This window comes from Paenibacillus sp. MY03 (genome assembly GCF_002165585.1).
GTDB classification, from domain to species: domain Bacteria; phylum Bacillota; class Bacilli; order Paenibacillales; family Paenibacillaceae; genus Pristimantibacillus; species Pristimantibacillus agaridevorans.
Genome location: NZ_MXQD01000060.1, coordinates 1 through 25,481, shown reverse-complemented (window position 1 = coordinate 25,481; position 25,481 = coordinate 1). Strand labels below are relative to the sequence as shown.

Below are 25,481 nucleotides of genomic sequence, written 5' to 3'. Positions count from 1 at the left end.
TTCGGCATTGGTCGTATCAATCAGTCTCGGCCGTCGCATTGAACCGCGGCGCGCTGCGTGCTGCTATTCGCCCAATGGAGCTCCGTTTACTACCACAGTCTCCGCTTCGCTTGTGACCGTGCCGGCATAGTTAGCGAGCTCCGCCCGATAGGCATACACGCCCGGAGAGCGGCCGTGCAGTTCCGTCGCAACCGACTGCCCCATCGGTGATTGATCGGGCAGCGCCTGCGTATCGATCAAAACTCCGTTCTCAAAGAGACGGTACGTCGTTCCGTTGCGTCCCCACCACATATTCATGGTAACGGTATATTCGCCGCTCCCCGCCCAGTTGTCGTGGGAGAGGACGAAAGGCGCGGGCGATGCCTCCGTCACCTCGACAATTACAGTAGGGGTCACGGTCTCGCCGAATGCATTGGCCAGACGAGCATGGTAGCGGTAAGTTCCGTTCGCCCTGTAGGTCACAGACGTAACCGCCGTCTGAGCCGCTGGCGAGTTCATGGTTAGCCACTGCGTATCGATCAGAACCCCATTTTCATAAAGCTGATATAAGCCGGCGTTGTTGCCATACCACAAATTCATCGTTACATCGTAGAAGCCGTCCGCCATGCCGCCTGTTCCCTGATTGTGGGAGAGCTCGGCACTCGCGGGAAGTGGCGCCGCATCGGGCGCGAACGGATGAATGGCCAACTCGATCTCATAGTCGTTGTAATCCCGGTACGGCACCTCGAGGGTCGGCGCGATTACCAGGACCGTCTGATTGTTGGCCCGCATCTCATTGCCGCTGATGACACTGTCCAGCACCAGAGCCGAGCCGTTCGTCTTATGCTTCAGCACGCCGGTCACCCGGTACCCGCTCAACGTGTTGCCCGCAATGGCGAAAGGAAAATCGGCGGCCGAAACAACCATGCGGTTATGGCCTGAAGCCCGTCCGGCGCTGATGACCGACAGGGCGAACGGCTCAAAGTTTCCGGGCTTAGGCCGGGGATGAATCGTCAGCGTAATGGCGTAGCTCTGATAGTTGACCAGCGGCACCTCGTCCGTCGGTCGAACCACCAGCACGGTCGTGCCGTTAGGGCGCACTTCATTGCCGATTATGGTGCTGTCCAGCTCCAGCGCCGGCCCGCTGGCAGGCGTCAATGTACCGGTGACGCGCAAGTCTTTCAGCAGATTCTCGCTGACCGCGAACGGGAACGCATCAAGATCGACGACAAACCGCAGACGTCCGCTTCCCGTCCCCGAGGTGATCACCGATAGCTCGATCGGCTCGAATTGCCCCTCTTCCGGAATCGATACGCCCGGACTCGCGAAGTCTGTCGGATGCAGCGTGCCGCCGCCCAGCGACTCGTTCTGTCCACCCTTCTCCGCCGTCAGTTCGTATGTAAAGACGGCATTAGGGTCTTCCACCTTGATAAGAAATTCATAGGGGTATCCGACCTTCTCGGCGTTGCTTGTCGTATTGCCCACCTGATAGCTGATGCTCACTTTGTCGGACTTGTCGTTCATATCCGATACATACACATACGCGTAGTAGCTATCCGGCTCGAGTTGAATGACATGCCCCTTGCCGCGAGTATGCTCGCTTACCGTCTGGCGCAGGTTGTTGGAATACTCGACATCCGTCCTCGCGTAGCCCGGCGCCTGCATGCCCGGAATGCTCAGCACGACCGAACGAATCCCTTTGGCGGGAATCTCCAGCGTGAATTGCCCATCTACTACAGCCACCGACGATTCGGTGCCGTCAGCTTCATAGACGGTTGCCGTACCGGAATACGTCGCTCCACCCGGCACTTTCTCGCCCAGTTCAATCACCGTCTCGCGCGGCAGGTTGCCTTCATTCATCAGCGCAAGACCAAGCTTGCCTTCTTTGCGCGCGGCCAAATAATCGATTTCCACGGAATCGGGCTCGATAATGCCGCGATCCAGCCAGAGCCACATCTCTTCTTCCTCGTAAAACACGCCAGGCGCATGTCCGTATTGATTGGAAGCAAAATAGGCATATCCCGATTGGTACAGGGAGGGAAATGCTATGCTGCGCTCCGACTTTGCCCATGCGCTATTGATGAGAAAATCCTCCAGCATCGAAATAAACACCGGAATATGATGCCAATAAATCGATGTATAATCCGGTCCTGTATAGGGATAATCAGCCTTCATCGTGTGAAACAGATACCTGTCCTGATAATAACCGGGATAATTCCCATAACGTCCGACAATAGCGTTGCGAGCCATCGTTTCGAAGTATGAGTCTCCCGTGTACTCGGACAGCTTGACGAGCATGCCCGCCCAATTGTTCATGGAGATCACATTGCCGTGTCCCGGCGTGCGCGGATGCTCCGTTCCCAGGCCCGCCTTGGCCGGCAGCCAGCCTGGCGCGCTCTCCAACTGAAGCGGCGGACCCGCTTCCTGCGGCGGCTTCGCTTCCCCGTCGACGTTGCCCAGCCGCCATTGCCGATCGCCGTGCCACCAATAATTGAAGCGCTCGGCGAACAAGGGCCGTACAGAGGCCGTCTCCGGGATCACCGTATAGTTCGTAGTCGCATAATCGGAATGATAACCCGTCGTCCAGATACCCGTTGCCAGCAAGCGCCCGCTGTCCTCCGCCGCATCGAGATACTTCTGTTCGCCCGTCGCCTCGTAGGCAGCCAGGAAGGCGGCCACCATCGGAATATAATCGCCGTATACAAAGCTGTTCACAAAGCGAACCTCGCGGTTCGCGCCCACATTCGGATACGAGGCCAGATATCTGTCCGCCAGCGCCTTCGTGCGAAGTAGATGCTCGGGGTCGCCGGTATACTTGTACATCGCCATCTGATCGGTGATTCCCTTGAGATTGACCGTCTTCGCGTCCGTGCGTACGGCCGTATCCAGCAGAGACGGCATACGACCCTGCGTCATCTCATACAACCCGCCGAACACTGCGGCGGAATAATTGGCAACCGGCCCGCCGATCGGCGCCGGCGACGGCGCATAGGTGGAGCCGCCCTGGCTGCCCGTCGTTTTGAAATGATAATTCAGCCTGCTAAGCATGAACGCCAAAGTCGGCACGGCCCGCTTGTCGAGTATGTCCTCGTCCCCCGTCAGCAAGTACCGCTGCACCGCCGTCATGGCGTTGGCAACCGTGGTCATATCCCGCTCTTCCATATTGTAATGCGCCATATTGACCGGGTCCCAGCCCCCGTAATCGTCATCCATCATCAAATCGGTGGCATTATAGATCGCTTCGTTGACGGAATGAAAATAATTGGTGCGCAAATCCGTGAAGTTGTACATCTCCCCGGTCACATGCTTGAACGTGTCGTACCAGGACGCGAAACGATTAATAATGCGAAAGGAAACCTCGTAGCTGTCGCCCGCTTCAAACAGGCTGTCCGCATTGCCGAACATCGGCGCGACAAGCTGCGGCCGAATATCGCCGTCCTGGTCTCGCAGCACGAGGCCGAAATGCGATGTATCCGGGTAGGCGTAGTCCTGAGGCACGCTCTCGGGGTCCATCACCACGCCGGAGGTCAGCACCTTGCCGGGAACCCTGGATTGGCTGCCCGTGTAATGCAAGGTAGCCATCGGCGTGAACAGGAAACTTTCCGGTATCATCACCGGCCGGTCGGGCACGGTCTTCTTGACGTAGAGCAGCGGCGCCGTCACCGTCTCGTAATCCTCATACGCCACGCCGTCGCCGCTGAACAGCAAGAAGGAATAGGCGCCGTCTTCGGCAAATTCGGCCTGCACGGTCACCTTCGGATCGTCCGTTAGGTCGTCCAGCTCGAACAGCAGCTTCAGTTCGGCCTCCGCGCTCGGGAAGCTCAGTTCAATCTTGTCCGCGCCCAGCACGGCAAAGTCGGAAGGAATGAACCAGATCGGCTGGCCGGTGCGAAAAAAATCGCTAGTCAGCCCCGTCACCTCGGACCCGTTAATGAGGACCCGCTGAATGACATTGGCATATTCGTCCGTAATGCCGCCCATCGTGCTATGAAGAGCCGCCATCATCAAAACGCCGAATTCCTCGTTCCTCTCCTTGACGAGCAGCCACTGGCCATTATCCTTGACATAGATTTCATTCTGTACAAGCGCGCCTTCGCTGCCCTGCCCCTGATAGAAGACGACTTTAACGGAATCATTTTCGATGGCGGCCGTCTTCGTTGGCGTAAACGCCCCCTTGGCCCACGCCGGGAATTCCGCGGAAGGCAGCTCATCTAACGGATTGTAAGGCTGAACAATCTGCAGTAGTTCTTCCTTGTCCTCCGGCGGAACCAGATCGAGATCGTCGCTCAGAAAAAAACCCTCGCTGCGCGCGTAAAACCCGGAGGTGTCATGCAGCTCCAGTTCATGCACGCCCTGCTCCAACTCATAGATTCCAACCTCCGTCCAGCGGAAGCCTTCCTGCCCATGGTTGCCGAACATTCTATTAGCCAGTACGCCGTCGACTCCAACGTGGAATGTGCGGATGCCTGGCGAGTTGGTGGCAAAATCGCGATCGCGTACCCATAGGCGGTACTCGCCCGCATTGGTGATATTCACTTCCGCAACGGCCGGCACGCCGCCGGAACCGTTCGCCTCCCCGATCGAGGGGGCTGTCACGCGCCCTTGAAGAAAATCTCCGCTGAGCGTCCATGAACCAAATGATTTGAAATTATACGGGGTAATGTAATAATGGTTAGCATCTTCTTCTGCGGAAACGGCACCTGACGCTCCGTGCAGAGCAATCAGACAAAAAGCCGCAGCCAGAAGCTTGATCCACAATCGCTTGTTGCGCATCGTTAGCCTTCCTCCCTTCAAATCTTAGCCGTTGTTGGCGGCAAACCTTAGAAAGCGGTTACAAATCTGGTGTCAAGCAACTCCTTGAACATGATTAAGTCTATACGGCCGAGCCCGCTCCATCCCCCCATTAACCTATAAATTTGTCACCTTGAACCACTGCCGGCAATGATCAGGCCAAGAGCATCGCATCTCTTGACCCTAATATATAAAAAAAATCGGCTGGAAAAAATCCAGCCGAAAATAGATTTGGTCGGAACAGATCAAGAAGTTTGCCGAACGAATGGTCGTTCCAGGGCAAGATGCATCTGGTGTATCTTGGATGACTCCGACCTTCCTGCCGCGCTCCATTGCGCTTGTCAGCCTAATGGCGGCAACCCGCAGAAGACTAACGCTTGTCTCCCCTTCGGAACAATCCCTTGCGGCGTACCAATTCCACGGCTTCCTTGCTGCTCCGAACGCCAAGCTTCTTCAACACTTTGTTGACCTGATTTTTAAGCGTGCTCTCCGCCTTGTACAGCTTCCTCTCGATTTCCGACTGCGTATGCCCCTGCTCGATAAGTTCGAAAACCTCGCGCTCTGCCGGCGTCAACGCCCCGAGCTGCTCCTCGCGCTTCAGCCTGGCGAACTCCTTCAGTAAGGCCTCCATGGCCGCCGGATGGCGGTAAGCGGTTCGAATCGCTGCCGGAAGATCTCTGTAGCGGGACTTCTCGATGTAATTGACGGCCCCGGCGGTAAAGGCCTGCGTCATGACGGCTTCATCGGTTACGGATGTCAGCATGATGATTTTGGCCGCATGCGACTGATGCAGCTCAAGAGCGGCGTAGATCCCCTCGTGTCCGCCTGCCGTCAACTGGATGTCCACCAGCGCTACGTCAAACGGCAGCGTATCCGCCAGTTGCAGCGCTTCATCCGTTGTCGTTGCGGCGCCGACCACGAGCATGTCGGTTTCGTTATTCAAAAAAGCAGAGATAGCTTTGATCCAGTCAAGATCGTCCTCCACAATCAATATTCGAATGGGACCGCTCCCGCCGTCCGTCTTCCTCTCCATTTTACCCGCCTCCATTCTGCCGCAAGACCTTCTTACGCGGGAACACGAGAGATGCCGCCACTCCGCCCGATTCCTTGCCCGAGAGCTCCGCCGATCCGCCGTGCGCATGCATCACATTATAAACGTACGAGAGACCCAGACCGTAATTATTCGCTCCATTTTTGGTGCTATAAAACGGTTCGAACGCCCTTGCCGTTTGCGATCGCGTCATGCCGGGACCATTGTCGCCAACCGACAGCGTGACGTTTCGTTTGCCCGCGTTCAGAGCGACCTCCACTCTCCCTCCGGGTGAAGGAGACGCTTCTATCGCATTCGCCAAGAGATTGCCGAGCGCTTCTCTCACATGCACAGGGTCGCAGACTACGGTCGGAGCGCACCGACAATGAATTTCTACAAGGACTTGGGCCCGCTCGGCGCGTTCGCGGTAGTCCTCCGTGACCGAGCTCGCCAGCAAGTCGAGCCGAACCGGCTCCTCCCGAAGCTCGATGGCCTTCGTGCGGCCATGGAGCCGTTCCACCATGGCGCGCATATGCTCCGAAGATCGCTCGATAATCGCCAGATGCTGCTGTACCTCTTCGTCGACGCCAGGCGGCAGCGAACGGCGCGCATTGTCCGCGCTAATGGCGATTTTGCCGATCTCGTTCTTAATCGTATGATTGAGCAGATTCGTCCCGGAGCTCGCCGCCTTCATGGCGCTCTCCAGAGGATCGCGTTCGAAGCGCAGCCTTACGCCCAATACACCGTAGGCGAACGCAAGCAGCAGCCCGGCCGCCAGCGAATAGGAGATGAAGGCGGCCACATAACCGAAGAAAGGAAAGTCCGGTGCAAACGTCCTTGCTACATAGATGAACATCAGAACCGCCAGCAACGTAGGTACGAACAGCAGCATCGTCAAGAGACGCTGTCTTCTCTTGCGGGCATCCTTTTCCCGCCATAACGACATGATGAGCAGCCAACAGGCTATCAAATAATAGGGCCCGCTCCACAGCAGGAGCAGCCAGTCATCCCTGCGCGTTGCCTCATCGCCCAGACCGGCGGCAAGCATAACCGGCACCGGCAGGAGCAGCAGCCCGGCTAGAAGAATATATGGCCTGCGGGATCTGTCAAACACGCCGGCATACGACATGGCGAACATCAGCACCCCATAAGGCGTAACCGTTACGTTGAGGAACGCAATCGCGCCAGCCGCACCGTGCAGTCCCGCCTCTTCGACCGTATCCGCCACCCCTCCAATGGACGCGAAGAACAGAAAGAATGCCGCCCACCGGTTCGTTCGGCTTTGAGGATCACTTGCCAGCAGCACGATAGCCGCGACGAGCAATGCAAAAAAATAAATTAACATCGTATCCCATCCCGGGTTATTTATGTCCTAAACGTTTAACGATATAGTATTCGGGAAGTACTCCCCAACTCCTGCCTCTGTTCGTGGATGGATGGCATGTTAATCCCCTAGAAAAATGTATATTGATGTTCCCTCTCCGCAACAGCTATGGTTAACCTGCTAGCTCAATGAGGAGGAGAGTTTATGAACCAATTCAACATAAAACCGCCGCCTTGGCAGCAAACCCCGGATTGGCCTTGCCGCTGGATAAGCTGCCATGAGGCCGGGCCGGCTCCGTTCGTTGTCATGTATCGGTGCACGTTTAACTTAAAGGAATCACGCCGCGTACGCATCAATGTATCAGGGGACGAAAGGTACGAGCTGTATTTCGATCGGGACCGGATCGGCCGAGGCAGCGAGCGCGGTGATCGCATCAATTGGTTTTACGAAACGTATGAGGTCGAAATCCCCGCCGGCGAACATCAATGGCTTGCGCGCTGCTGGTCGCTGGGAGAACTTAAGCCATGGGCCCAGGTCAGCGTGCAGCCCGGATTCCTGCTAAGTCCCGAAGATGAAGCGCTCGCGCCTCTGATGGGAACCGGTGAGGCCCATTGGGAAACAAAGCCGCTGCCGGGCTATCGGTTCGTGCAGACGCCATCGGGTATTGGCACGGGCGCCAAGCTGGACATCGATGGGGCTTCCTTCGATTGGGACGCCATGTCGGGAGAAGGCGGCGGGTGGCTTCCCGCTCAAGCCGGAGAGCCTGTCTATTTAAAGTCGAATCAGCTTCACTTGTCATCGGTGCTGCGTTACATGCGCCCGGCGTCTCTGCCCGCCATGCAGGAGACATCCTTCCGTCCGGCCTCCGTAAGGTTCGTCGGGCAGGCCGGCATCAAGGAATCAGATGGACGCCCCGTTGAGGCAGCCCACGATTTGCCGGAGGAGCATTCGAGCTGGTCGGGCTTGTTTGCCGGGGGGTCGATGGAGATTTCGGCACATACCCGGAAACGGGTTGTCATCGATTTGGGAAATTATTATTGCTTCTATCCCGAGTTGACCGTGTCAGGCGGGCGGGGCTCCGTCATCCGGCTTCACTGGGAAGAATCCTTTTACGACGAAGCGCAGGGTCATCGGAAGACGAATAGGGAAGATATAGTCGGCAAATGGTTTCGAGGCATCGGCGATACGTTCCGTCCGGACGGCGGTGTCGGCAGACGATTCGATACGTTGTGGTGGCATGCGGGCCGGTATGCGGAGCTCATCGTGGAGACGGAGGACGAAGCGTTGCGTCTTCATGAGCTCAGACTGACGGAAACCCGCTATCCCCTGTCCATGGAAGGCTTCCTCTCTTGCCAAGATGAGCGTCTCGACCAGGTGGTTGCTGCGTCGTTCCGAACATTGCAAATGTGCGCGCACGAAACCTATATGGATTGCCCGTATTGGGAGCAGCTCATGTACGTAGGCGATACCCGGATCCAATCGCTTATTACCTACGTCAGCACGCTCGACGACCGATTGCCGCGCAAAGCGCTGGATATGTTCCGGGCATCCCGAAGCAATCATCTTGGCCTTGTCAACTGCGCATATCCGGATCAAGGAGGCAAGCATATCTCTTCCTTCTCCTTGTGGTGGGCGGCGATGGTCTATGACTACGCCCTCTGGAGAGGCGACCGCGAATGGGTGCGACTTATGATGGCCAGCGTGCGGGACGAGCTGGAGCGGCTTATGTGCAACCGTTCGGCGAACGGGGCGGTCAAGCTGCCGGTGTCGTGGAATTTCCTGGACTGGCCAATGTATCCATCGGGTGCCTGGAGCCATGGCGAGCCGCCGCATGGTCCGGACCGTTTGAATGCGGCCTACAATTTGCTGATCATTTATACACTCGAGCTCGTGTCCAAAATCGAAGACTACTTGGGCGAAACCGAGCTGGCGGCAAGAGCGCTCCGATTGGCCGAACAGTTGAGCGATACGGTCGAGCGGCTGTTCTGGAACGAGGAAAGGCTGATGTTTGCCGATGATACGGAGCATCTGCATTTTTCCGAACATGCCCAGGTGCTTGCCACCTTGTGCGGATCGTTAGCACCGGAGCTGAAACGCCGCCTCATGTCTTCATTCTTGCAGGCTGGCGACCTCATGCGGACCAGCATTTATTTCGATCACTATACGTTCGAAGCGTTGGCGGCCGGTGGCAAGACGGACGTACTGCTCGCGAGACTGGAGCCATGGCTTGGCATGGGAGAGCGCGGTCTTCGAACGACTCCGGAAATTTTCCTGGATCATAGCCGTTCGGACTGCCATGCATGGGGCGCCCATCCCATTTATCATTTGTACGCTAATTTGCTCGGCATTCGTCCGGCATCCATGGGTTTCGCGGCGGTTGAAATCCGTCCGCAGCCGGGAGCTTTAAGCTACCTTCACGGCAAGCTTCCTCATAGGAATGGCTTTATTGAGGTGAAAGTCGTCGCATCAGGGATGAAGTGGCTTGTGGAAGCCTCCCTGCCCCCGGGGTTGTCAGGCACGCTTGTTTGGGGCGATGAAACGTATCCCTTGCAAGAGGGCCAGCATGTCTTCCAATTTTAGGCAGCGGAGAAGTTATTCCGGGACTAGAAGCATTGGGCGGGCAAGGTGAAACGGCTGTCGCCGTCCTTGGCGTGGTAAAAGAAAACAGCGGCATCAAGGCACGATATTGTCCCCTGCTGCCACTGTCTGTTACCTCTGCTACGGCTATCTCCTTACCCCGCCGATACGCCTTCCACCCGCGAAACAGCCGGGCTCCAGAACGACTCACCGCCGTGCAGCACCTTGGACAGTGCCTCCATGTAATAGTAATCGCCATAGATGATCGGCGAATCGATGTTCTGGTTCATCGGCAGATTGCCTGTGCCGTGCAGCAGCAGTCCTTCTTCCGCGTCGTCATCCGCCGGTACATAGTTGCGGCTAAGCGACTCCAAAATTGCGAGCGCGTTCGCGCGATGCTCTTCGGCGCGTTCAACGCCGGCCGCCGCCAGCTCCAGCAGACCGCTTGCGGCAATTGCCGCCGCGCTAGAGTCGCGCGGAGCGCGTTCGATCGAAGGCAACCGGAAGTCCCAATACGGCACCAGGTCCTCCGGCAGGCTGCGGACGAAAAAGTCAGCTGCACGCTCAGACGCCTGCAAAAACTTTGCATCGCCCGTATGACGGTAGCTGAGCGCGAAGCCGTAGATGCCCCAGGCGGTGCCGCGCGCCCAAGCGGAGTGCTCGGCATAGCCTTGTCCTCCGGCCGCGCCGACCCGTTCTCCGCTTGCAGGGTCGAAGAATACGACGTGGAAGATGGAGCCGTCTTCGCGTTGGAACTGCTCCGCCGTCGTAGACGCGTGCGCCTCCGCGACATGGCGAAAGCGCGGATCGTTCAACTGCTCCGACGCCCAATAGAGCAGCGGCAAGTTCATCATGCAGTCGATAATCGCCCACCCCGTGCGCTCCGGCTGATTCCAGGCGCGGATAAACCGTCCCTTCGCATTAAATCTTCCCGCCAGAATACTGGCAGCCACGAGTCCCCGGTTGCGCGAGTCCGCATTCCCCGTCAGCTTGTTATTCGCCACCGCCGTTAGCGTCCACATAAAACCAATGTCGTGGCTCAACTCATCGTATCGCGACAAGAGCGGATCCAGCTTCGCCTCGCACTGCTCGGCCAGAAGCCGCAGCTCCGCATTCGGCTGTTCCCTCTCCAGCAGCCATAGCAGCCCTGGCCAAAAACCCGCCGTCCAATAGGTCGGCGACATCATGTGATATTGTCCGCTGGCCGATCCATGCGGGAAGCCCGCTCCTATTCGCGCGCTGGATCGGATGGCTCGCGCCTTTCCTTTTTCCCAAGCGTCAATTGCCCAATTCGGTTTATTCGTGACCATGTCTATTCATACCCTCCCAAATATTCCTAAATATAATCCTCTAAACCGGAATAAAACCCGGAGTGCGCAGCCCGGCTGAAAATCGTGCCCCTGCTGTACGTTCAACATACGCCGACTTGCCTCAGGCAGTCTATATACACTTTTCCGCGGACGCTCATCAGGCTTGAACAAATAAAGTATATTGCCTAAAATGATGTATATTGACAGCCAGCAGCCTGTCAAGCATGCTAGGCGCGGAAGGAGTCCTCAACATGAGAAAAAACTGGTTTAGACGGCTGCTGTTAGCCTATCTCCCCGTGCTCGTGCTGATCGTCTGTCTGTTCGCCTTCGTCGGCATCGTTCAACTAAACGATCTTGCCCAGAAGGAGGCCGAGCGATCAACGCGCATTTATGTGCAAAATTTGCAAAATACGCTTGAGATGTCGCTCCGTTCGACGGAAAGAATGATGCTGGAGACAATCTCCCGCAACCCGACCTTGACTTCCTTCGTCGCGATGGAGAGCGACCCGGAATTTACGATCGAGCTGTCCCAACTGCTCCAGAGCATGGTGAACACACATTCGTGGATTCATTCGGCGTACATCTATAGGGCCGGCGACGACGTGATCGTCAGCAACTTGACCAAGCTGCCCCTCGCTTCGTTCGGTGACCGCGAATTCATTCAGTCCCATCTAAGCGATACCGGCCGGCATCCCTGGAGCACCACCCGCGCCTACCGGACACTCTCGCACACGGAAAGCGAAGGCGCTGTCATCTCGATGACCAAGGGCGTGCCGATCAACATCTACGGACGCGCGCTGCTCGTCGTCAACGTAAGCCTCAGCGAGCTGCAAAATTTCCTGAGACAATACGGGAAGTCCGACATGAACTTCCTGCGGGTATCGGACAGCGGCGGAAAGACACTTTACGAAGGGAACGACGCCAGCTTCGGAGGCTTCGGCGAACAGGACTTCCGCTTGTTGTCCGAGTATACCGGCTGGACCTACCAAGGCGGTCTGAAGACCGGACGCACGGGCATGCTGCTGACCTATCTCGCAAGTCCTTATTTTATCTTGGGCTTCCTGGCGCTGGCGGCGGCGATCGCATGGGTCGTCTACATAACGCGCCGAAACTACAAGCCGATCGAAACGATGATGTCCCGCATCCAGCGATACAACGAACGGTTCGCGGAGAGCAAAGCCATCGAGCCTTCCAGCGATGAGCTTCATTATATTGAACAAACGTTAAGCACCATCATGGAGGCGTCGCAGGCGTACGAGAGCCGGAACCAGGAAAACAGCGAATACCGCAGGCTGAAGCTGTTGCAAGAGCTTGTCAGCGGAGAAGGATCGGTCGACAAGGACAAATGGGCGCAGGAGCTGGAGACGGTCGGCCTCGGCGCAGGGTTCGGCAGGGCGTATGTCAGCTTGTTCGAAATCGACAAATACGTGGATTTCATCAGCAAATATTCCCGCAAGGATCAGGGCTTGTTCAAGTACGCGCTAAAAAAAGTTATAGCGGAAACGGCCAACAACAAAGGATTCCTGGTCTGGCAGGAATGGATCAACAATCACCGGATGAGTGTCATTGCTATCGATGGACCGGATGCGCCGCTATCCGAGACGGACGTGCTTGCCGCCTACGACGAAATACGTTTATGGCTGGAGCAGCATCTGCATCTCACCGTAACGGCGGGTCTCGGCCCGGCCCTCTCCCGTCTGGAGGACATTGCAGCCTCCTATGAAACCGCGGAACGCGCGCTGGACTACAAGTCCGCGTTAGGCGGCAACCGCGTCATCAGCTATCGAGAGATCGAGCTGCTGCGACCCGACGATCTGTATGTCTATCTGCAGTACGTGCCGACGATCGCGCAGTCGTTTCGCTTTGGCAACGAAGACTGGAAGGAACAGTTGACCGGCCTTTTCGCCGGATTAAAATCGATGATGCTGCCCAAGGAAGAAATTGCCGATATTCTCACTTATCTGAATTATTACTTCCACTCCGAGATGAAGGAGCTTCCCAGCGACTATCAGCCTATCTGGAACGACGAATTCCGCTCCCTCCTGAGCGAGCAGGATGACACTCTGGAGACGTTGGACGAACTGGCCAGCTTCTACATTCGTACATTAAGCGATTTTGCGGAACGGCTGCAGGAGCGCAAGCAGCAAAAGGGCAACCAAGGCGTCGTTCACCGCATGCGGAGCTATATTGAACAGAATTTCAACAATCCCGACCTCTCTTTGCAATTGCTCAGCGATATGCTGGACATGAATCCGTCGACGCTCAGCACGATTTTCAAGGACGAGTTCGGCGAAAAGTTCGTCGTTTACGTGAGCAAGGTGAGGATGGAGCATGCCAAGGAGCTTCTGCGGACAACCGCCCTCCCCATCCAGGACATCTCCGAGCAGACTGGCTATCAGCATCAAATGTCGTTCATCCGGGCGTTCAAGAAAAACGTCGGCACGACGCCGGGCGAATACCGCAAGACGTACATTTAGCTTCATCGTAAAGAACGTGTCCCGAATTTATCGGGAGACGTTCTTTTTTTTGCCGCCGCGATTGCCTGTATATCTCGCAAAAAGATGTATATCGACAGCCGAATACCCGCTTCAGCAAGCATGTTAACCTCATGAAATCGTGTATATTGCCCAGCCTCGTTTCCCCGTCCTATGATTAAGCCACATTACATCCAAGGGAAGTGAGCATTATCAAAACACCTGTCTCGAAACGAATATGGAGGCAAAACATTCCTCTCTTTATTATGTTCGCCCCCATCCTGATTTTTTTCGCCGTTTTCAAGTATTACCCGATGCTCGGACTTGCGATCGCTTTCAAGAACTACCGGTTCATAGATGGCATATGGGGCAGCGAATGGATCGGCTTCGACATGTTCGAGATGATCTTTAATAACAAACAGCTGCTCGGTATCGTCTGGAATACATTTATGCTAAGCGGGCTCAGCATCGCAGCGGGGTTCCCGATCCCGATTATCCTTGCGCTGCTGCTAAACGAGATTCGCCGCGCATGGTTCAAGCGCACGATTCAAACCTTTGTTTATCTGCCGCACTTTCTGAACTGGGTCATCGTCGGCGGCATCGTCATCACGATCTTCTCTCAAAGTCCCGGCACGATCAATCAGGTGCTCGACAAGCTGTTCGGCTTCACCTTTCCGTTCCTGTACAACGAGACGTCCTGGATCGCCATCTTTATCGGCTCCGGCATATGGAAGGAAGCTGGCTGGAGCGCCATCATCTATCTGGCTGCGCTCTCGACAATCGACCAGAGTCTCTACGAAGCGGCCAGCATCGACGGAGCCAACAAGTGGCAGCAGATGACGAAAATTACGATTCCAGGCATCCTCCCGACCGTGTTCATCATGCTCATCCTCAAGATCGGACAGCTTATGGAGGTCGGCTTCGATCAAGTCTACGTGCTCCAGAACAATACGGTCGCCCAGATCTCGGAGGTCATCAGCACCTTTATGTTCAAAATGGGCATCCAGCAGGCGCAGTTCAGCTTGGCTACGGCCATGGGGCTGTTCGAGGCGCTCGTCGGACTGGTGCTTGTCGTCACCGCCAACTTTATCGCCCGACGCTTCGGCCACGGGTTATGGTAGAAAAGGAGCTGAAATCATGAGAAGCACCACCGGAGAAAAAATCTTTTACTTCTGCAACGCTCTCTTCCTGCTGCTAATTGGACTCAGCTGCGTGCTGCCGCTTGTGCATGTCGCCTCTCTATCCTTAAGCGATAAACATGCGCTGGCGTCCGGCTCGGTTGGCTTATGGCCCGTCAATTTCGATCTGTCTGCCTATAAAGCGCTGATTAACGAGACGCCCGTGCTGCAAGCGTTCCGCAACAGCGTCGTCATTACGGTTGTCGGCACGCTGCTGAACATGTTTTTTACGATATTGGCCGCTTATCCGCTGTCCAAACGCTATTTCATCGGCCGCCGCGTCTTCTCGTTCCTTATCATCTTTACCATGTTGTTCAGCGCGGGCATCATCCCGATGTACTTGCTGCTGAAATCGCTTGGCTTGCTGAACTCGTACGGCTCGTTATGGTTCCCGGGGCTCGTGAGTGTATGGAACCTGATGGTGCTGCGCAGCTTCTTCGAGGCGATGCCCGAGGAGCTGGAAGAAGCCGCTCGCATAGACGGCTGCTCCGAATGGCGGCTCATCTGGAGCATTATACTTCCGCTGTCCTTGCCGGCCATCGCCGCGATTTCGCTGTTCTACGCGGTCGGACATTGGAACGCCTTCATGAGTGTGTTGATCTATATCAGCAAGTCGGATCTGCATAATCTGTCGGTGCTCGTGCAGCAGATGATTATGAATCAGACGCTGATGCAGGAGCTGGCTAACGTGCAGCCGGATCTCGCCATGAGCCTGACGCCAGAGGGCGTCAAAGCTGCGGGTATCATCGTCATGGTCATCCCGATGCTGATTGTGTACCCGTTCCTTCAGAAGTATTTTGTCAAAGGGGTTATGATCGGGGCGGTCAAAGGCTAACCGTGATCGCCTTGCGCGGTTTCAGGTACAATGAAGGGAGGTGAGGCGGCTCCAGCAGCGGTACGGTTGAACAACATCTTTAAGGGGCATCATCGTTTGTCAATACATTATAGGGGAGATCAAATCGCCATGATGAAATCGAAATCGAAAGCGAAACAAACCATTCAGCTATCCTTCTCGTTGCTGCTTGCATCCAGCCTGGTGCTGTCCGCTTGCAGCGGTAGCAATACGAATAAGGAGACCTCGGGAGCAACGAACCAGCCTTCGACGAACGGAGGCGGCACGGCTGAGCCTAGCAAAGGGCCAAAGCCGAAAATTACGGTGTCGGTCTATGACCGAAATAACGTGCCGGAGGGCGAAGGCACCATTACGGACAACCGCTGGACGAAGTGGATTCAGGAGAACGCGCCGGTTGACGTCGAATTCGTGCCGATTCCGAGAACGAATTCGCAGGAGCGCTGGAACGTGTTGTTCGCCTCCGGCGAAGCGCCAGATCTGATTTTCGAATTTTCGAATGCGTTCATGAGGGAGATTGCCGACAAGGGCCAGCTTATCCCGCTGGACGAAGTGATCGAAAAACATTCCACCACCTACAAGAAGTTTTTGGAGGAAAACGAAATTATCCAAAAGCTGACGAAACATAATGGCGAAACGTATTTCTTTGGACGTCAAATCCCGATGACGACAAACCATTTCCTGTTGATTCGCAAGGATTGGCTCGACAAGCTCAATCTTCAGGCGCCGACGACGACCGATGAGTTCCTCGAAGTAGCCAAGGCGTTCACGACAGGCGATCCGGACGGCAACGGACAGAACGACACGCTGGGCGCGACGTTCCAGGCGGTGGACTTCTTCTACCAGTTGAACAACATTCCGGGGGATCCGGTTAACGCATATTTCCTGGAGGGCGGCGAGCTAAAACGTTCGTGGGATCGTCCGCAAGCCGTTCTGGAGTTTAAGAAGGCGATGTACGAGGCCGGCGTTGTCGACAAGGATATCTTTGCCGATCAGAACGGCGCCAAGGCGCAGCAGGATTGGCTTAACGGCAAGCTCGGCATCTGGGGCATGGGCGGCCTCGAAGGCGGTGGCGGCTACAACGCATACGAAACTTTGATGACGAACAATCCGAACGCCGAGGTCATGATTGTGCCAATGCCGGCATCCGAGTTTGGCACGTTTGCTCCGGCGGGAGGTACGCCGGTTCAGTTTACTGCCGCGATTAACGCAACGGCCAAGGACCCTGCTGCGGTTATGGCTTACATCGATTGGCTGAGCAGCGAGGAAGTCGCAAAGACGTTGATGTTCGGCATCGAGGGCGAGCACTACAAAATGGGCGAAAACGGCTGTCCGAAGCCGATCGACCCTGCGAAAAACAAGCAGGAGCTTAGCTACAACGGCGACATGTACATGCTGGCGAACACCGGCCTGATGGGCGAATGCGCCGAGTTTTCCAACCAGTTGGACCCCTCCAAGCCGCTTGACCAGGCTTATCTGGATCTGATCGCGCAAGGTCGCGAAGCGTACCTGTCTCCAGATCGTCCGCTCTGGAAGGAGATGGAGTTCTCCCCTTCCCTGCCGGCCGACATGCTCGTAACGACGAACACGATCAAGAACACGCTGACCAACATTTACACGAAAGCGATTGTCGGCGGTCCGTCCGAAACGGTCGAGAAGGCAATTGGGGAGGCTAAAGCGGCATGGGAGCAAGCAGGCGGCGCCAAAATCGACGAATTTTACGCCAAGTCTTATGCGGACAACAAGGATAATATCATCCACACGGACGAGTATTTCAAATACATTCGCAAGTAAGAGTCCAAACGGCTAGAGGCTCTATTGAGCCCATAACAAGTGGCAACGGGGGCGGAGGATAACTCCGTCTCTTGCATGCTTGCCTTTTGTACTCCTGTCCTTATGTCCTGCTACCGACACATCAGCCGGGGATCCATGCGATGCAACAGTCCATCCCCGGCAACTTTCATATCATTTCCGCAAGCGTTTACATCCCATCCGACAATCGGATTGATAAAGGAGAGGAATGACGTTGAAATGGAATTTTTTCAAATGGACTTCGGTGATGGTGGTCATCGCCCTGCTCGTTAACCCGCTGTTCTCCCCTGCCCCAGCCGCTTCGGCTAGCGGCGGCGAAGACGAATATGATGAGCTGCGCGCCAGGCTGCACGAAGAGCTCACCGGAGGTGACGACTTCGATCCCGCAGACCCCGATATCGCACCGCGTATCGCTAGCCTTGACGAATTTACCGAGTCGTTCTGGAACGTGATGGACACAAGCGCCGACCGCACCTATCTGTGGAGCGATCTCGCAAGCCAGATCGGACCCGACATGCAGTCCAACCATATATCCGGCAACTACGATCGGTTGCAGAAGATGGCTACCGCATACGGTACGAGAGGCTCTGTCTATTACGGGAATGCCCAATTGCGCGAAGATATCATTTCGGGCATGGATTGGATGTATGAGAACCGCTACAACACGAGCGTTCCCAAGCGGGGTTACGGCAACTGGTATGACTGGCAAATCGCTTCCCCTATCTCCATCAACAAAGTATCCATTCTCCTTTACGAGTACCTGACACCGCAGCAACTGGGAGACTGGCACGGCGTAATGGACTGGCAGGCATTGTCGCTTTCCCCGGGCAACGTAGGGGCGAACCGAGTGTGGTCTTGCAACATTCTGATCACAAGCGGCATCCTTATGAAGGACAGCGCAAAAATCCAGCTTGGCGTGGGTGCGCTCAGCCCGATCTTCCCTTACGTGACGTCAGGAGAAGGAACTTATCCCGACGGATCGTTCGTCATGCATACGGCACTCATTCCTTATAACGGCGGCTATGGCGTCTCGATGCTCGACAACCTGACGAAGGTCATGGCTATCGTCGCAGGCTCCTCGTGGGATATTACCGATCCGAACCTGGACAACATCTATGACTGGGTCTATAACTCCTTTGAACCGCTGTTTTATGACAACAGCATGATGACCATTGTGACCGGCCGCAATATCGCCCGTATCGATAACGGCGGATTGACCTCGATGGGCGCTTTCGGCTCCGCGGTCGTTCGGCTGGCTTACACTGCGCCTGATCCAGCCGATGCCGCAAGATACAAGGCAATGGTTAAGCAATGGATGCTCGAAGCGACTTCCGACGCACCCTACAACACCCTCGGCTCCATTCAGCTTGTGTCGCAGACTAAGGCAATCATGAACGATGCCTCCATCCAGCCACGCGGCGAGTTGGTCCTGAATAAGCAGTACCCCAGCATGGCGAGAGCCGTGCATCGCAGACCGGATTTTGCTTTCGCCATTGGCATGTATTCCGACAAGATCGGCAATTATGAGCTGATTAACGGCGAAAACCTGAAAGGGTGGCATACGGGCGCAGGCATGACGTATCTGTATAACGACGATGTGAAGCAATTTGCGGATGCTTTCTGGCCGACGGTCAACAGCCACCGGTTACCCGGCACGACGGTGCTTAAGGACAGCGAGACGCCGCCTCATGTCAAGAATGGCTCCAATTGGGTCGGCGGTACTGAAGTAGACGGTCTGTACGGCGTTTCGGGGATGCACTACGTCGATTCGCTTTCCTCCGTCTCCGCCCGCAAGTCCTGGTTCATGTTCGACGATGAAGTCGTCAGCCTCGGCGCCGACATTAAGTCGTCGAATGACACGGCCCCAGTGGAGACGATCGTCGACAATCGGAAGCTGAACGCAGACGGAACGAATGCGCTGACCGTAAACGGGACAGCGAAGTCCTCCTCGATTGGCTGGACGGAAACGATGGATGACGTCTCATGGGTGCATCTCGAGGGCAACGCTGCTGGCACGGATGTCGGGTATTATTTTCCGGGCGGAGGCGTTCAGTTGAACGGGCTGAGAGAGTCGCGCACCGCGAACTGGTACAGCATCAACAACTACTTCACCGATCCCGTTAAGGATCCGGCCTACTTCGAGGATCTTACACGCAATTATATGAATCTTTGGTTCGACCATGGAACTACGCCTAGCGGCGGTTCCTACGCGTACGTCCTGCTGCCGGGCAAGACCGCCGCAGAGACGGAAAGCTACTCTTCCAATCCCAATATCGAGGTTTTGGAAAATAGCGCAGAGGCGCAGGCAGTCCGGGAGAACCGCCTCGGCGCCATGGGCATCAACTTCTGGCAAGATGCCGCGAAGACGGTTGCCGGCGTGACGAGCAACAAGAAGGCCTCCGTCATGCTTCGCACGGACGAGACCGGGACGGAAATATCGGTATCCGACCCCACAATGGCGAATAAAGGAACGATCGAGCTAACGCTCGATATGGAGTTGGGATCGCTCGCCTACATAGATCCCGGCGTGAGCGTCGGAACGGCTGGCTCCGCAACAACGTTGTCAATCTACGTGGACGGCGCCGGCGGAAAGAGCTTTAAGGCGCGATTCCGCGCGCCTGGCGAGCCATCCGTCGGACCTGAGGCTCCGGCGGAACTGGCGGTTATCGGAGTAACAGACCGCTCCGCCACACTGAGTTGGAGCGCCGTAGAGGGCGCGGACGACTACCGGCTGTATCGCGCCGAAGCTGCAACGGGCCAATTCGTGTCCGTATGGGGTCTTTCTGCCGGCGCCACATCCTACACGGATACGGGACTCGCGAGCGGCAATAATTACCTGTACAAGGTTGTGGCACTGAACGCGGATGGCCTCTCGGCGGACTCGAATAGCTTGTCGATATGGACCTTGCCAGCAGCGCCTACCGCCCTTCGCATAGTGAGCGCCACGGACGATGCCGTCGAGCTGGCATGGCAAGCAGTGTCCGGCGCTGACGGCTACGACGTATCCCGTTCGGAGTCGAAGGACGGACCGTTCGTCTCGCTGAATGCTGCCCCGGCGTTGGGCAACGCATACACAGATTCCGACATCCTTAGCGGCGTGAATTATTATTACCGGGTGGCAGCCGTGAACGCGGGCGGCGTATCCCGTCCAACTGCCGCGATTCCATCTCTGTTCGGGCTCCAGGCTTACCTCATTGACGAGAACTTCGACGCGATGAGCCAAGGAGACCTGAGCGGCCAGAACGGCTGGATTGTGAACACTGGCGGCGATCCCGTCAACTCGGTCGTCGTGCGGCCCGTAGAGGGCTCCTCGAGCAATCAGTTCGTAAAGATGTTCACCAAGGTGGACAAAGGCACGTCTGCTGCGGAGAAAACGTTTGACGTTCCGCTTAGCAGCACGCTGATCGCAGAAGTGACGGCCATTGCAGACGACTCGAATTGGAAAAACGCGCTGATTTTGGCGGACGGCACCTTGGCTTCGAACAGCACAGCCGCCCACGTTGTCATCGAGAAAGGAAAAATGTGGGGGTATAATGGCGGGACAAAAACGGATATTATGCTCGGCATCGAAGTTGGCGTCCCTTATCGTATCAAGGTCGTCGTAGATACAGCTGCGCGCAAATTCGACGTATATGTCGACGATGAATTGCGAGTATCGGGCTGGAGTTATCGCTATGCCGGCGTCGGAACGATCGACACGCTCGTCATCGGCAATTCCGGCAACGCAAACAGCTCCTTTAGCTTCGACGACGTCAAGGTATCGTATATCCCGCATGCGCCAAGCAACTTGCAGGCTGCGCCATTGTCCGGTTCTTCCGTTAGTCTGACATGGAACGCGGTACCGGGAGCCGAAGGCTACCGGCTTTACCGGTCAGAGAATCCTTCCGCCGGCTTCCAGCGTATCGGCGGGGACATTGCCGCCCTTAGCTTCACGGACGAGGGGCTGAGCGGGGATACCTCCTATTTCTACAAGATCGTGGCGTTTCACGGAGGAGCCGTATCGCGGGAGTCATCCGTCGTGTCGGCTTCCATAGTACCAGATTCCTTTCCAGCCGACATTCCGGCTTACGTGATCGACGAAAGCTTCGACGGCTTGCCGCAAGGCGAGCTGAACGGCCAGAACGGCTGGCTCGTCGGCAACGGCGGCGTAGCTGTCAATACGGTGACGGTACAGAATGTAGCAGGCGGCGGAAGCGGCAAGCAGGTGTTGATCTCGACCGCTTCGTCGCAAGGCAGCGCGGAGGCCTATGCCCTGTTCCAAGCGCCGCAGGGCAGTCTTATTACGGCAGAGGCCGAATTTACAACGGGGGACATCAACTGGAAAAATGCGCTGATTCTGGCCGACGGCAGCATGACCTCCAACAGCTCCGCGGTGCATATCGTCCTACAGAACGACAAGATCTGGGGCTATAACGGCGGGACCAAGACCGATATCATGGCATCCGCTCCCGCAGGAGCACTCTATCGGCTCAAGGTCGTCGTAAATTCGACGACGCGGAGGTACGATGTGTATGTAAATAACGAGCTGAAGGCTTCCGGATGGAATTACCGTTACAACGGTATTGGAACGATCGATAAGTTTTCCTCTTCCATTGGCGGCAACGCCAGCTCGATGACGCTGGACAACGTTCGCATCTCGTACGCGTTGTCCGCGCCGACGGGCATGCAAGCGATGGCATTATCGTCCTCGTCGATCGGCTTGACGTGGAGTGCCGTACCGGGAGCGTCGAGCTACCGCGTGTACCGGTCGGCAGCGGGTGCTTCCGATTACGAATGGATTAGCCCGGCAGGATTAAGCGCGTTGTCATATGTCGACGAAGGGCTATCCAATGGCAGCTCCTACGACTATCTGACCGTCGCGGTTTACGGCGGTGCCGTCTCTCCGGTATCCGGAATCGTAACGGCAACAACCGAAGCCGGAAGCGAGCCGGAACCGGAGACTCCGGCCGTGACGCTCACAGCGACCGCATCAGCAGCCCTTGGCGGGGAAGTCGGGCTTGCAGTCGGCATCAACGAGACTGAAGTTGACGGCGACTCTGCCATTATCGAAGCGATCTTGACCTATGATCCCGCAGCGCTTACATTCGCCACGGTTGAGAATATCGACAGCGAGCTAGAGCTGGATCCGGCAGCGATACTTCTGCCGCCAAACGGCTTCCAGCTGCTGGCGAGCGGCGTTAAGCCGAATCAGGGCGAGATTCTCGTCGTGCTTGCGCAAACGTCGTCAGGCGTCGTGAGCGCGGGAGAGCTCTTCCAGCTTCGAGGCACGGTTAAGGACGATGCGTCTGCCGGAGAGACGCATGTGCGGATCGCTTCTCTCCAGCTGTCGTCGGAAGGCGAGCTGATCGAAGCGAACACAGAGCAAGCTGCCGCGACGATCATAATCAAGCTTGCCGATACGTCCGCTCTCGAAGCGGCAATCGCGACGGCCGGTGAGCTGCTTGCGGCAGCGTCTCCGGGCTCGTTGCCGGGGCAATATCCGCAGAGCGCCTTGGATGCGTTCGCCGACGCGATCGCGGCTGCCAAGGCAGCCGGGCAAAACGACGGTCTGACGCAAGACGGCATCGATGCCGCGCTAACCGCTTTGCAAGCCGCGGTCGCGACGTTCCAGAACAGCGTGGTGCCGCCGCCGCTGCCCGTCACGGACAAGACGGCTCTAGCCGCAGCGATCCAGCGCGCGCAAACAAAGCTTGCCGCATCTGCGGAAGGCGATAAGCTTGGGCAATACCCAGGCGATGCAGTGGACGCTCTGGAGGCGGCGATCTCGACCGCTAGGATCGTCCACGGCAACGCGTACGCGACGCAAGGCGCAATCGATCATGCACGTGCGGCAATGGATACGAAGGTTGTCGACTTCGCTGCCCGAATCGTAACTCTCGTGCCGGGACAGACCGCCGTCACCATCCGCGACCTGTCGCTGATTGCCAAATATTACGGTATCACTAGCGACGATCCCTATTGGGAGCTCGTCGACAAAGCCGACTTGTTCGGCAACAGACGCATCTCGCTCGTCGAGCTAGCCGCCGTCGCACGCATGATCGTGTCGGATTGGCTGGCGGAGTAAGCTGCTTTCGGTTGCAGGATTGCCGTTCGGCCCAGGTTCCAATGAATGAAAGAAGCGGCTCGAGTACTGTATTCGCGCCGCTTCTTTCTCTCCGTGCTTGGAGCACGATACACTATTTGTCGGAAATGAGGCTCATACATGAATAGGATCACATTTTTGTTTGCTCCGCTGCTCGCCCTACTGCTTGGAGTGAGCGCCAGCTTGCAGGCAAGTGTCGCTACCGCGGCGCCAGACGATGGACGCCCCGTGACCAACCTGCTACTATCTCAAGCAAACACTAAGGCCATGCTGCTGGCGCAAGCAAACGCTGGGGCTGGGCCGCTGGCGTTGCCTGATACGCATGCTAGCACGACCTCTGCGAAAGCCAATGCGGACGCCCGGTTCCGATTGGACTGGAGCATGGTAGACGGTCGTATCCAAGTCGCCGTCCACGCCGATCGACTGGAAAATCTCTACGCGTATGAACTGGATATACTCGTCGCTCCGGATAAACTGAAGCTGCTGGATGCCGTCATGCCCACCAAAGGCTTCTCGCTTGCACCCAAGCTCGTCGGCAACACGTTAAAGCTAGTCTTCACAAAGATAGGCAACGTAACAGGTCATGCGGGCAGCACGACACTCGCTCAGCTAACCTTCGAGCGTATTGGCGCTGGAGATGCGAAACTGACGATCTTGAACGCCTCTCTGGTCGACTCCATGCTGAGCCAACTCGACTTGCAGCCAGCTGACGCGACAACCGTCATCCCGGCGCATGCGGGAGGTTTTGCATTTACCGATATAGCAGGCCATTGGGCGGAGTCTATCGTGAAAGCGGCAGCCGCGCAAGGCTGGGTCACTGGCTACGAGGATGCTAGCTTCCGGCCGGACCTCCCCGTATCGCGCGCGCAGCTCGCAGCGCTGCTAGTCCGTGCTTATGGGCGGACAGCCGACGGTAGCGAGCTGAGCTTCTCCGATTCGGCGTCCATCGCAGCTTGGGCGAAGCCTTATGCGGCAGCCGTGCAAGCCGCCGGCTTCATGAACGGCTACGACGATGGCAGCTTCCGGCCGGATCGCCCTGTATCGCGCGCGGAGCTATCCGTCGTAATCGCACGCGCGCTTGGACTTGAGCCGGCATCGGGATCGCAAGCCGCTTCGCCGGACTTCGCCGATGCGGAGCTCATTCCGACTTGGGCGCGTCCTGCCGCCACAGCCTTGCAGGAAGCCTCCATTATGCGCGGCAGAGGCGGCAACCGTTTCGCGCCGCTTGAGACGGCGACCCGCGCAGAAGTGTGCGCCCTTATTTTGAAGGCGTTGGATAATCGAGAAATCCCGGCTTCCGGGCTGCGGCTGTAAGCGGAGACGCTATATCGATTTCCCTGCAACTTAACCTGCCTTCATCGCCCGCAAAATTTCATCAGTCAACGGGATGATACATGTTTCTTCCATATCAAAATGACACTTAAGTATCAGACATGCTTGGGTAATGGGATGCGCCGTCTGCTTCAACCGCTCATATAACGCCAAGTTATGAGGCAGGGCTCCGCTGCGCAAAATATGAAGCGCGGCATCGCTTCTCTTCAGAAATGTTCTGAAGTAGTCCAGCGCAATGGCTTGATCATGCTCCAACAACGCCAGGGAAGAGCGCAGCTTCAGATCATTCTGGAAATAAAGCAGTGCGCGCAAGCTCGCAAAAAATTCTCGCGACTCCCACTCCGCATGGCAGGTCAAGGCATTTAATAGCGCCAGCGCCTTCACTATAAGTTCCGTAAGAGACTCGCTTGAACACTCCCGCCACCTTGAAGAGATGGGGGGATTCTTGGGTTATTGCTCCTTATGGAGCAAAATCGCATCGATATCTTCTTGCGAAAAATTCGTACGCCAAGCGATCCCTGCGGTTCCCGCAGTTCCTGTTTCTTTCGTTACAACGCCATTGCCTTTATATTCTGCGCCGCATTCCTGTCTCGGTCATGTACCGTGAAACAGACCGGGCAAGTCCACATGCGAATGCTCAAATTTTTCACCTCTGCATGCTTGTTTCCGCATACATGACAAGTTTGGCTCGATGGGGCAAATGTGGGCGCCTCCTTGATTGTTCGGCCATACCACTTCGCTT

At 56.4% G+C, this 25,481-nt stretch carries 13 protein-coding genes; 7 read left to right on the top strand and 6 right to left on the bottom strand.

The genetic code is table 11. The features are described 5' to 3' along the window. Positions 1–63: 63 nt before the first annotated feature. From B1748_RS31775 to B1748_RS31765, 3 genes are all read right to left on the bottom strand, one after another. Positions 64–4,752, bottom strand: a complete 4,689-nt coding sequence (locus B1748_RS31775; protein WP_087571987.1) for a hypothetical protein — start codon at positions 4,750–4,752, stop codon at positions 64–66. Between the two features lie 388 nt (positions 4,753–5,140). Next, positions 5,141–5,803, bottom strand: coding sequence for a response regulator transcription factor (locus B1748_RS31770; protein ID WP_087571986.1), 663 nt, complete (start codon positions 5,801–5,803; stop codon positions 5,141–5,143). 1 nt (position 5,804) lies between these two features. Continuing rightward, positions 5,805–7,145, bottom strand: coding sequence for a sensor histidine kinase (locus tag B1748_RS31765; RefSeq protein ID WP_087571985.1), 1,341 nt, complete (start codon positions 7,143–7,145; stop codon positions 5,805–5,807). Between the two features lie 183 nt (positions 7,146–7,328). Between B1748_RS31765 and B1748_RS31760 the strand changes: the two genes are divergently transcribed. Then, positions 7,329–9,704 (top strand): alpha-L-rhamnosidase-related protein, encoded by a 2,376-nt coding sequence (locus B1748_RS31760; protein WP_087571984.1) that lies wholly within the window; start codon positions 7,329–7,331, stop codon positions 9,702–9,704. Positions 9,705–9,856: 152 nt separating this feature from the next. Here the strand turns inward: B1748_RS31760 and B1748_RS31755 are convergent, their stop codons facing one another. Further along, on the bottom strand, positions 9,857–11,011 hold the full coding sequence (locus B1748_RS31755) for a glycoside hydrolase family 88 protein (RefSeq protein WP_179215921.1): 1,155 nt from the start codon (positions 11,009–11,011) through the stop codon (positions 9,857–9,859). A gap of 251 nt (positions 11,012–11,262) precedes the next feature. Here B1748_RS31755 and B1748_RS31750 point away from each other — a divergent pair, with 251 nt between their 5' ends. From B1748_RS31750 to B1748_RS31725, 6 genes are all read left to right on the top strand, one after another. Further along, positions 11,263–13,488: a helix-turn-helix domain-containing protein gene (locus tag B1748_RS31750; RefSeq protein ID WP_179215920.1), complete on the top strand. Its 2,226-nt coding sequence runs from the start codon at positions 11,263–11,265 to the stop codon at positions 13,486–13,488. Positions 13,489–13,688: 200 nt separating this feature from the next. Continuing rightward, positions 13,689–14,606: an ABC transporter permease gene (locus tag B1748_RS31745; RefSeq protein WP_306299352.1), complete on the top strand. Its 918-nt coding sequence runs from the start codon at positions 13,689–13,691 to the stop codon at positions 14,604–14,606. A gap of 16 nt (positions 14,607–14,622) precedes the next feature. Further along, positions 14,623–15,498 (top strand): carbohydrate ABC transporter permease, encoded by an 876-nt coding sequence (locus tag B1748_RS31740; protein ID WP_087571980.1) that lies wholly within the window; start codon positions 14,623–14,625, stop codon positions 15,496–15,498. Positions 15,499–15,627: 129 nt separating this feature from the next. Beyond that, positions 15,628–17,307: an extracellular solute-binding protein gene (locus B1748_RS31735; protein WP_179215919.1), complete on the top strand. Its 1,680-nt coding sequence runs from the start codon at positions 15,628–15,630 to the stop codon at positions 17,305–17,307. A gap of 232 nt (positions 17,308–17,539) precedes the next feature. After that, a complete protein-coding gene (locus tag B1748_RS31730; protein ID WP_179215918.1) occupies positions 17,540–23,389 on the top strand; it encodes a polysaccharide lyase family 8 super-sandwich domain-containing protein in 5,850 nt (1,949 codons plus the stop codon). A gap of 138 nt (positions 23,390–23,527) precedes the next feature. Further along, on the top strand, positions 23,528–24,721 hold the full coding sequence (locus tag B1748_RS31725) for an S-layer homology domain-containing protein (protein ID WP_087571977.1): 1,194 nt from the start codon (positions 23,528–23,530) through the stop codon (positions 24,719–24,721). Positions 24,722–24,751: 30 nt separating this feature from the next. Here the strand turns inward: B1748_RS31725 and B1748_RS31720 are convergent, their stop codons facing one another. Both B1748_RS31720 and B1748_RS31715 read right to left on the bottom strand, forming a co-directional pair. Continuing rightward, complete coding sequence (locus B1748_RS31720) at positions 24,752–25,123, bottom strand: hypothetical protein (protein WP_087571976.1); 372 nt, start codon at positions 25,121–25,123, stop codon at positions 24,752–24,754. Between the two features lie 164 nt (positions 25,124–25,287). After that, positions 25,288–25,481, bottom strand: a 194-nt coding sequence (locus tag B1748_RS31715) for a zinc ribbon domain-containing protein (protein ID WP_143810420.1), incomplete at its 5' end; no start/stop codon positions are given.

Coding starts and splice junctions, on each gene's coding strand:
- B1748_RS31775 (WP_087571987.1), bottom strand. CDS start 4,752: ATGCGCAACAAGCGATTGTGGATCAAGCTTCTGGCTGCGGCTTTTTGT.
- B1748_RS31770 (WP_087571986.1), bottom strand. CDS start 5,803: ATGGAGAGGAAGACGGACGGCGGGAGCGGTCCCATTCGAATATTGATT.
- B1748_RS31765 (WP_087571985.1), bottom strand. CDS start 7,145: ATGTTAATTTATTTTTTTGCATTGCTCGTCGCGGCTATCGTGCTGCTG.
- B1748_RS31760 (WP_087571984.1), top strand. CDS start 7,329: ATGAACCAATTCAACATAAAACCGCCGCCTTGGCAGCAAACCCCGGAT.
- B1748_RS31755 (WP_179215921.1), bottom strand. CDS start 11,011: ATGGTCACGAATAAACCGAATTGGGCAATTGACGCTTGGGAAAAAGGA.
- B1748_RS31750 (WP_179215920.1), top strand. CDS start 11,263: ATGAGAAAAAACTGGTTTAGACGGCTGCTGTTAGCCTATCTCCCCGTG.
- B1748_RS31740 (WP_087571980.1), top strand. CDS start 14,623: ATGAGAAGCACCACCGGAGAAAAAATCTTTTACTTCTGCAACGCTCTC.
- B1748_RS31735 (WP_179215919.1), top strand. CDS start 15,628: ATGATGAAATCGAAATCGAAAGCGAAACAAACCATTCAGCTATCCTTC.
- B1748_RS31725 (WP_087571977.1), top strand. CDS start 23,528: ATGAATAGGATCACATTTTTGTTTGCTCCGCTGCTCGCCCTACTGCTT.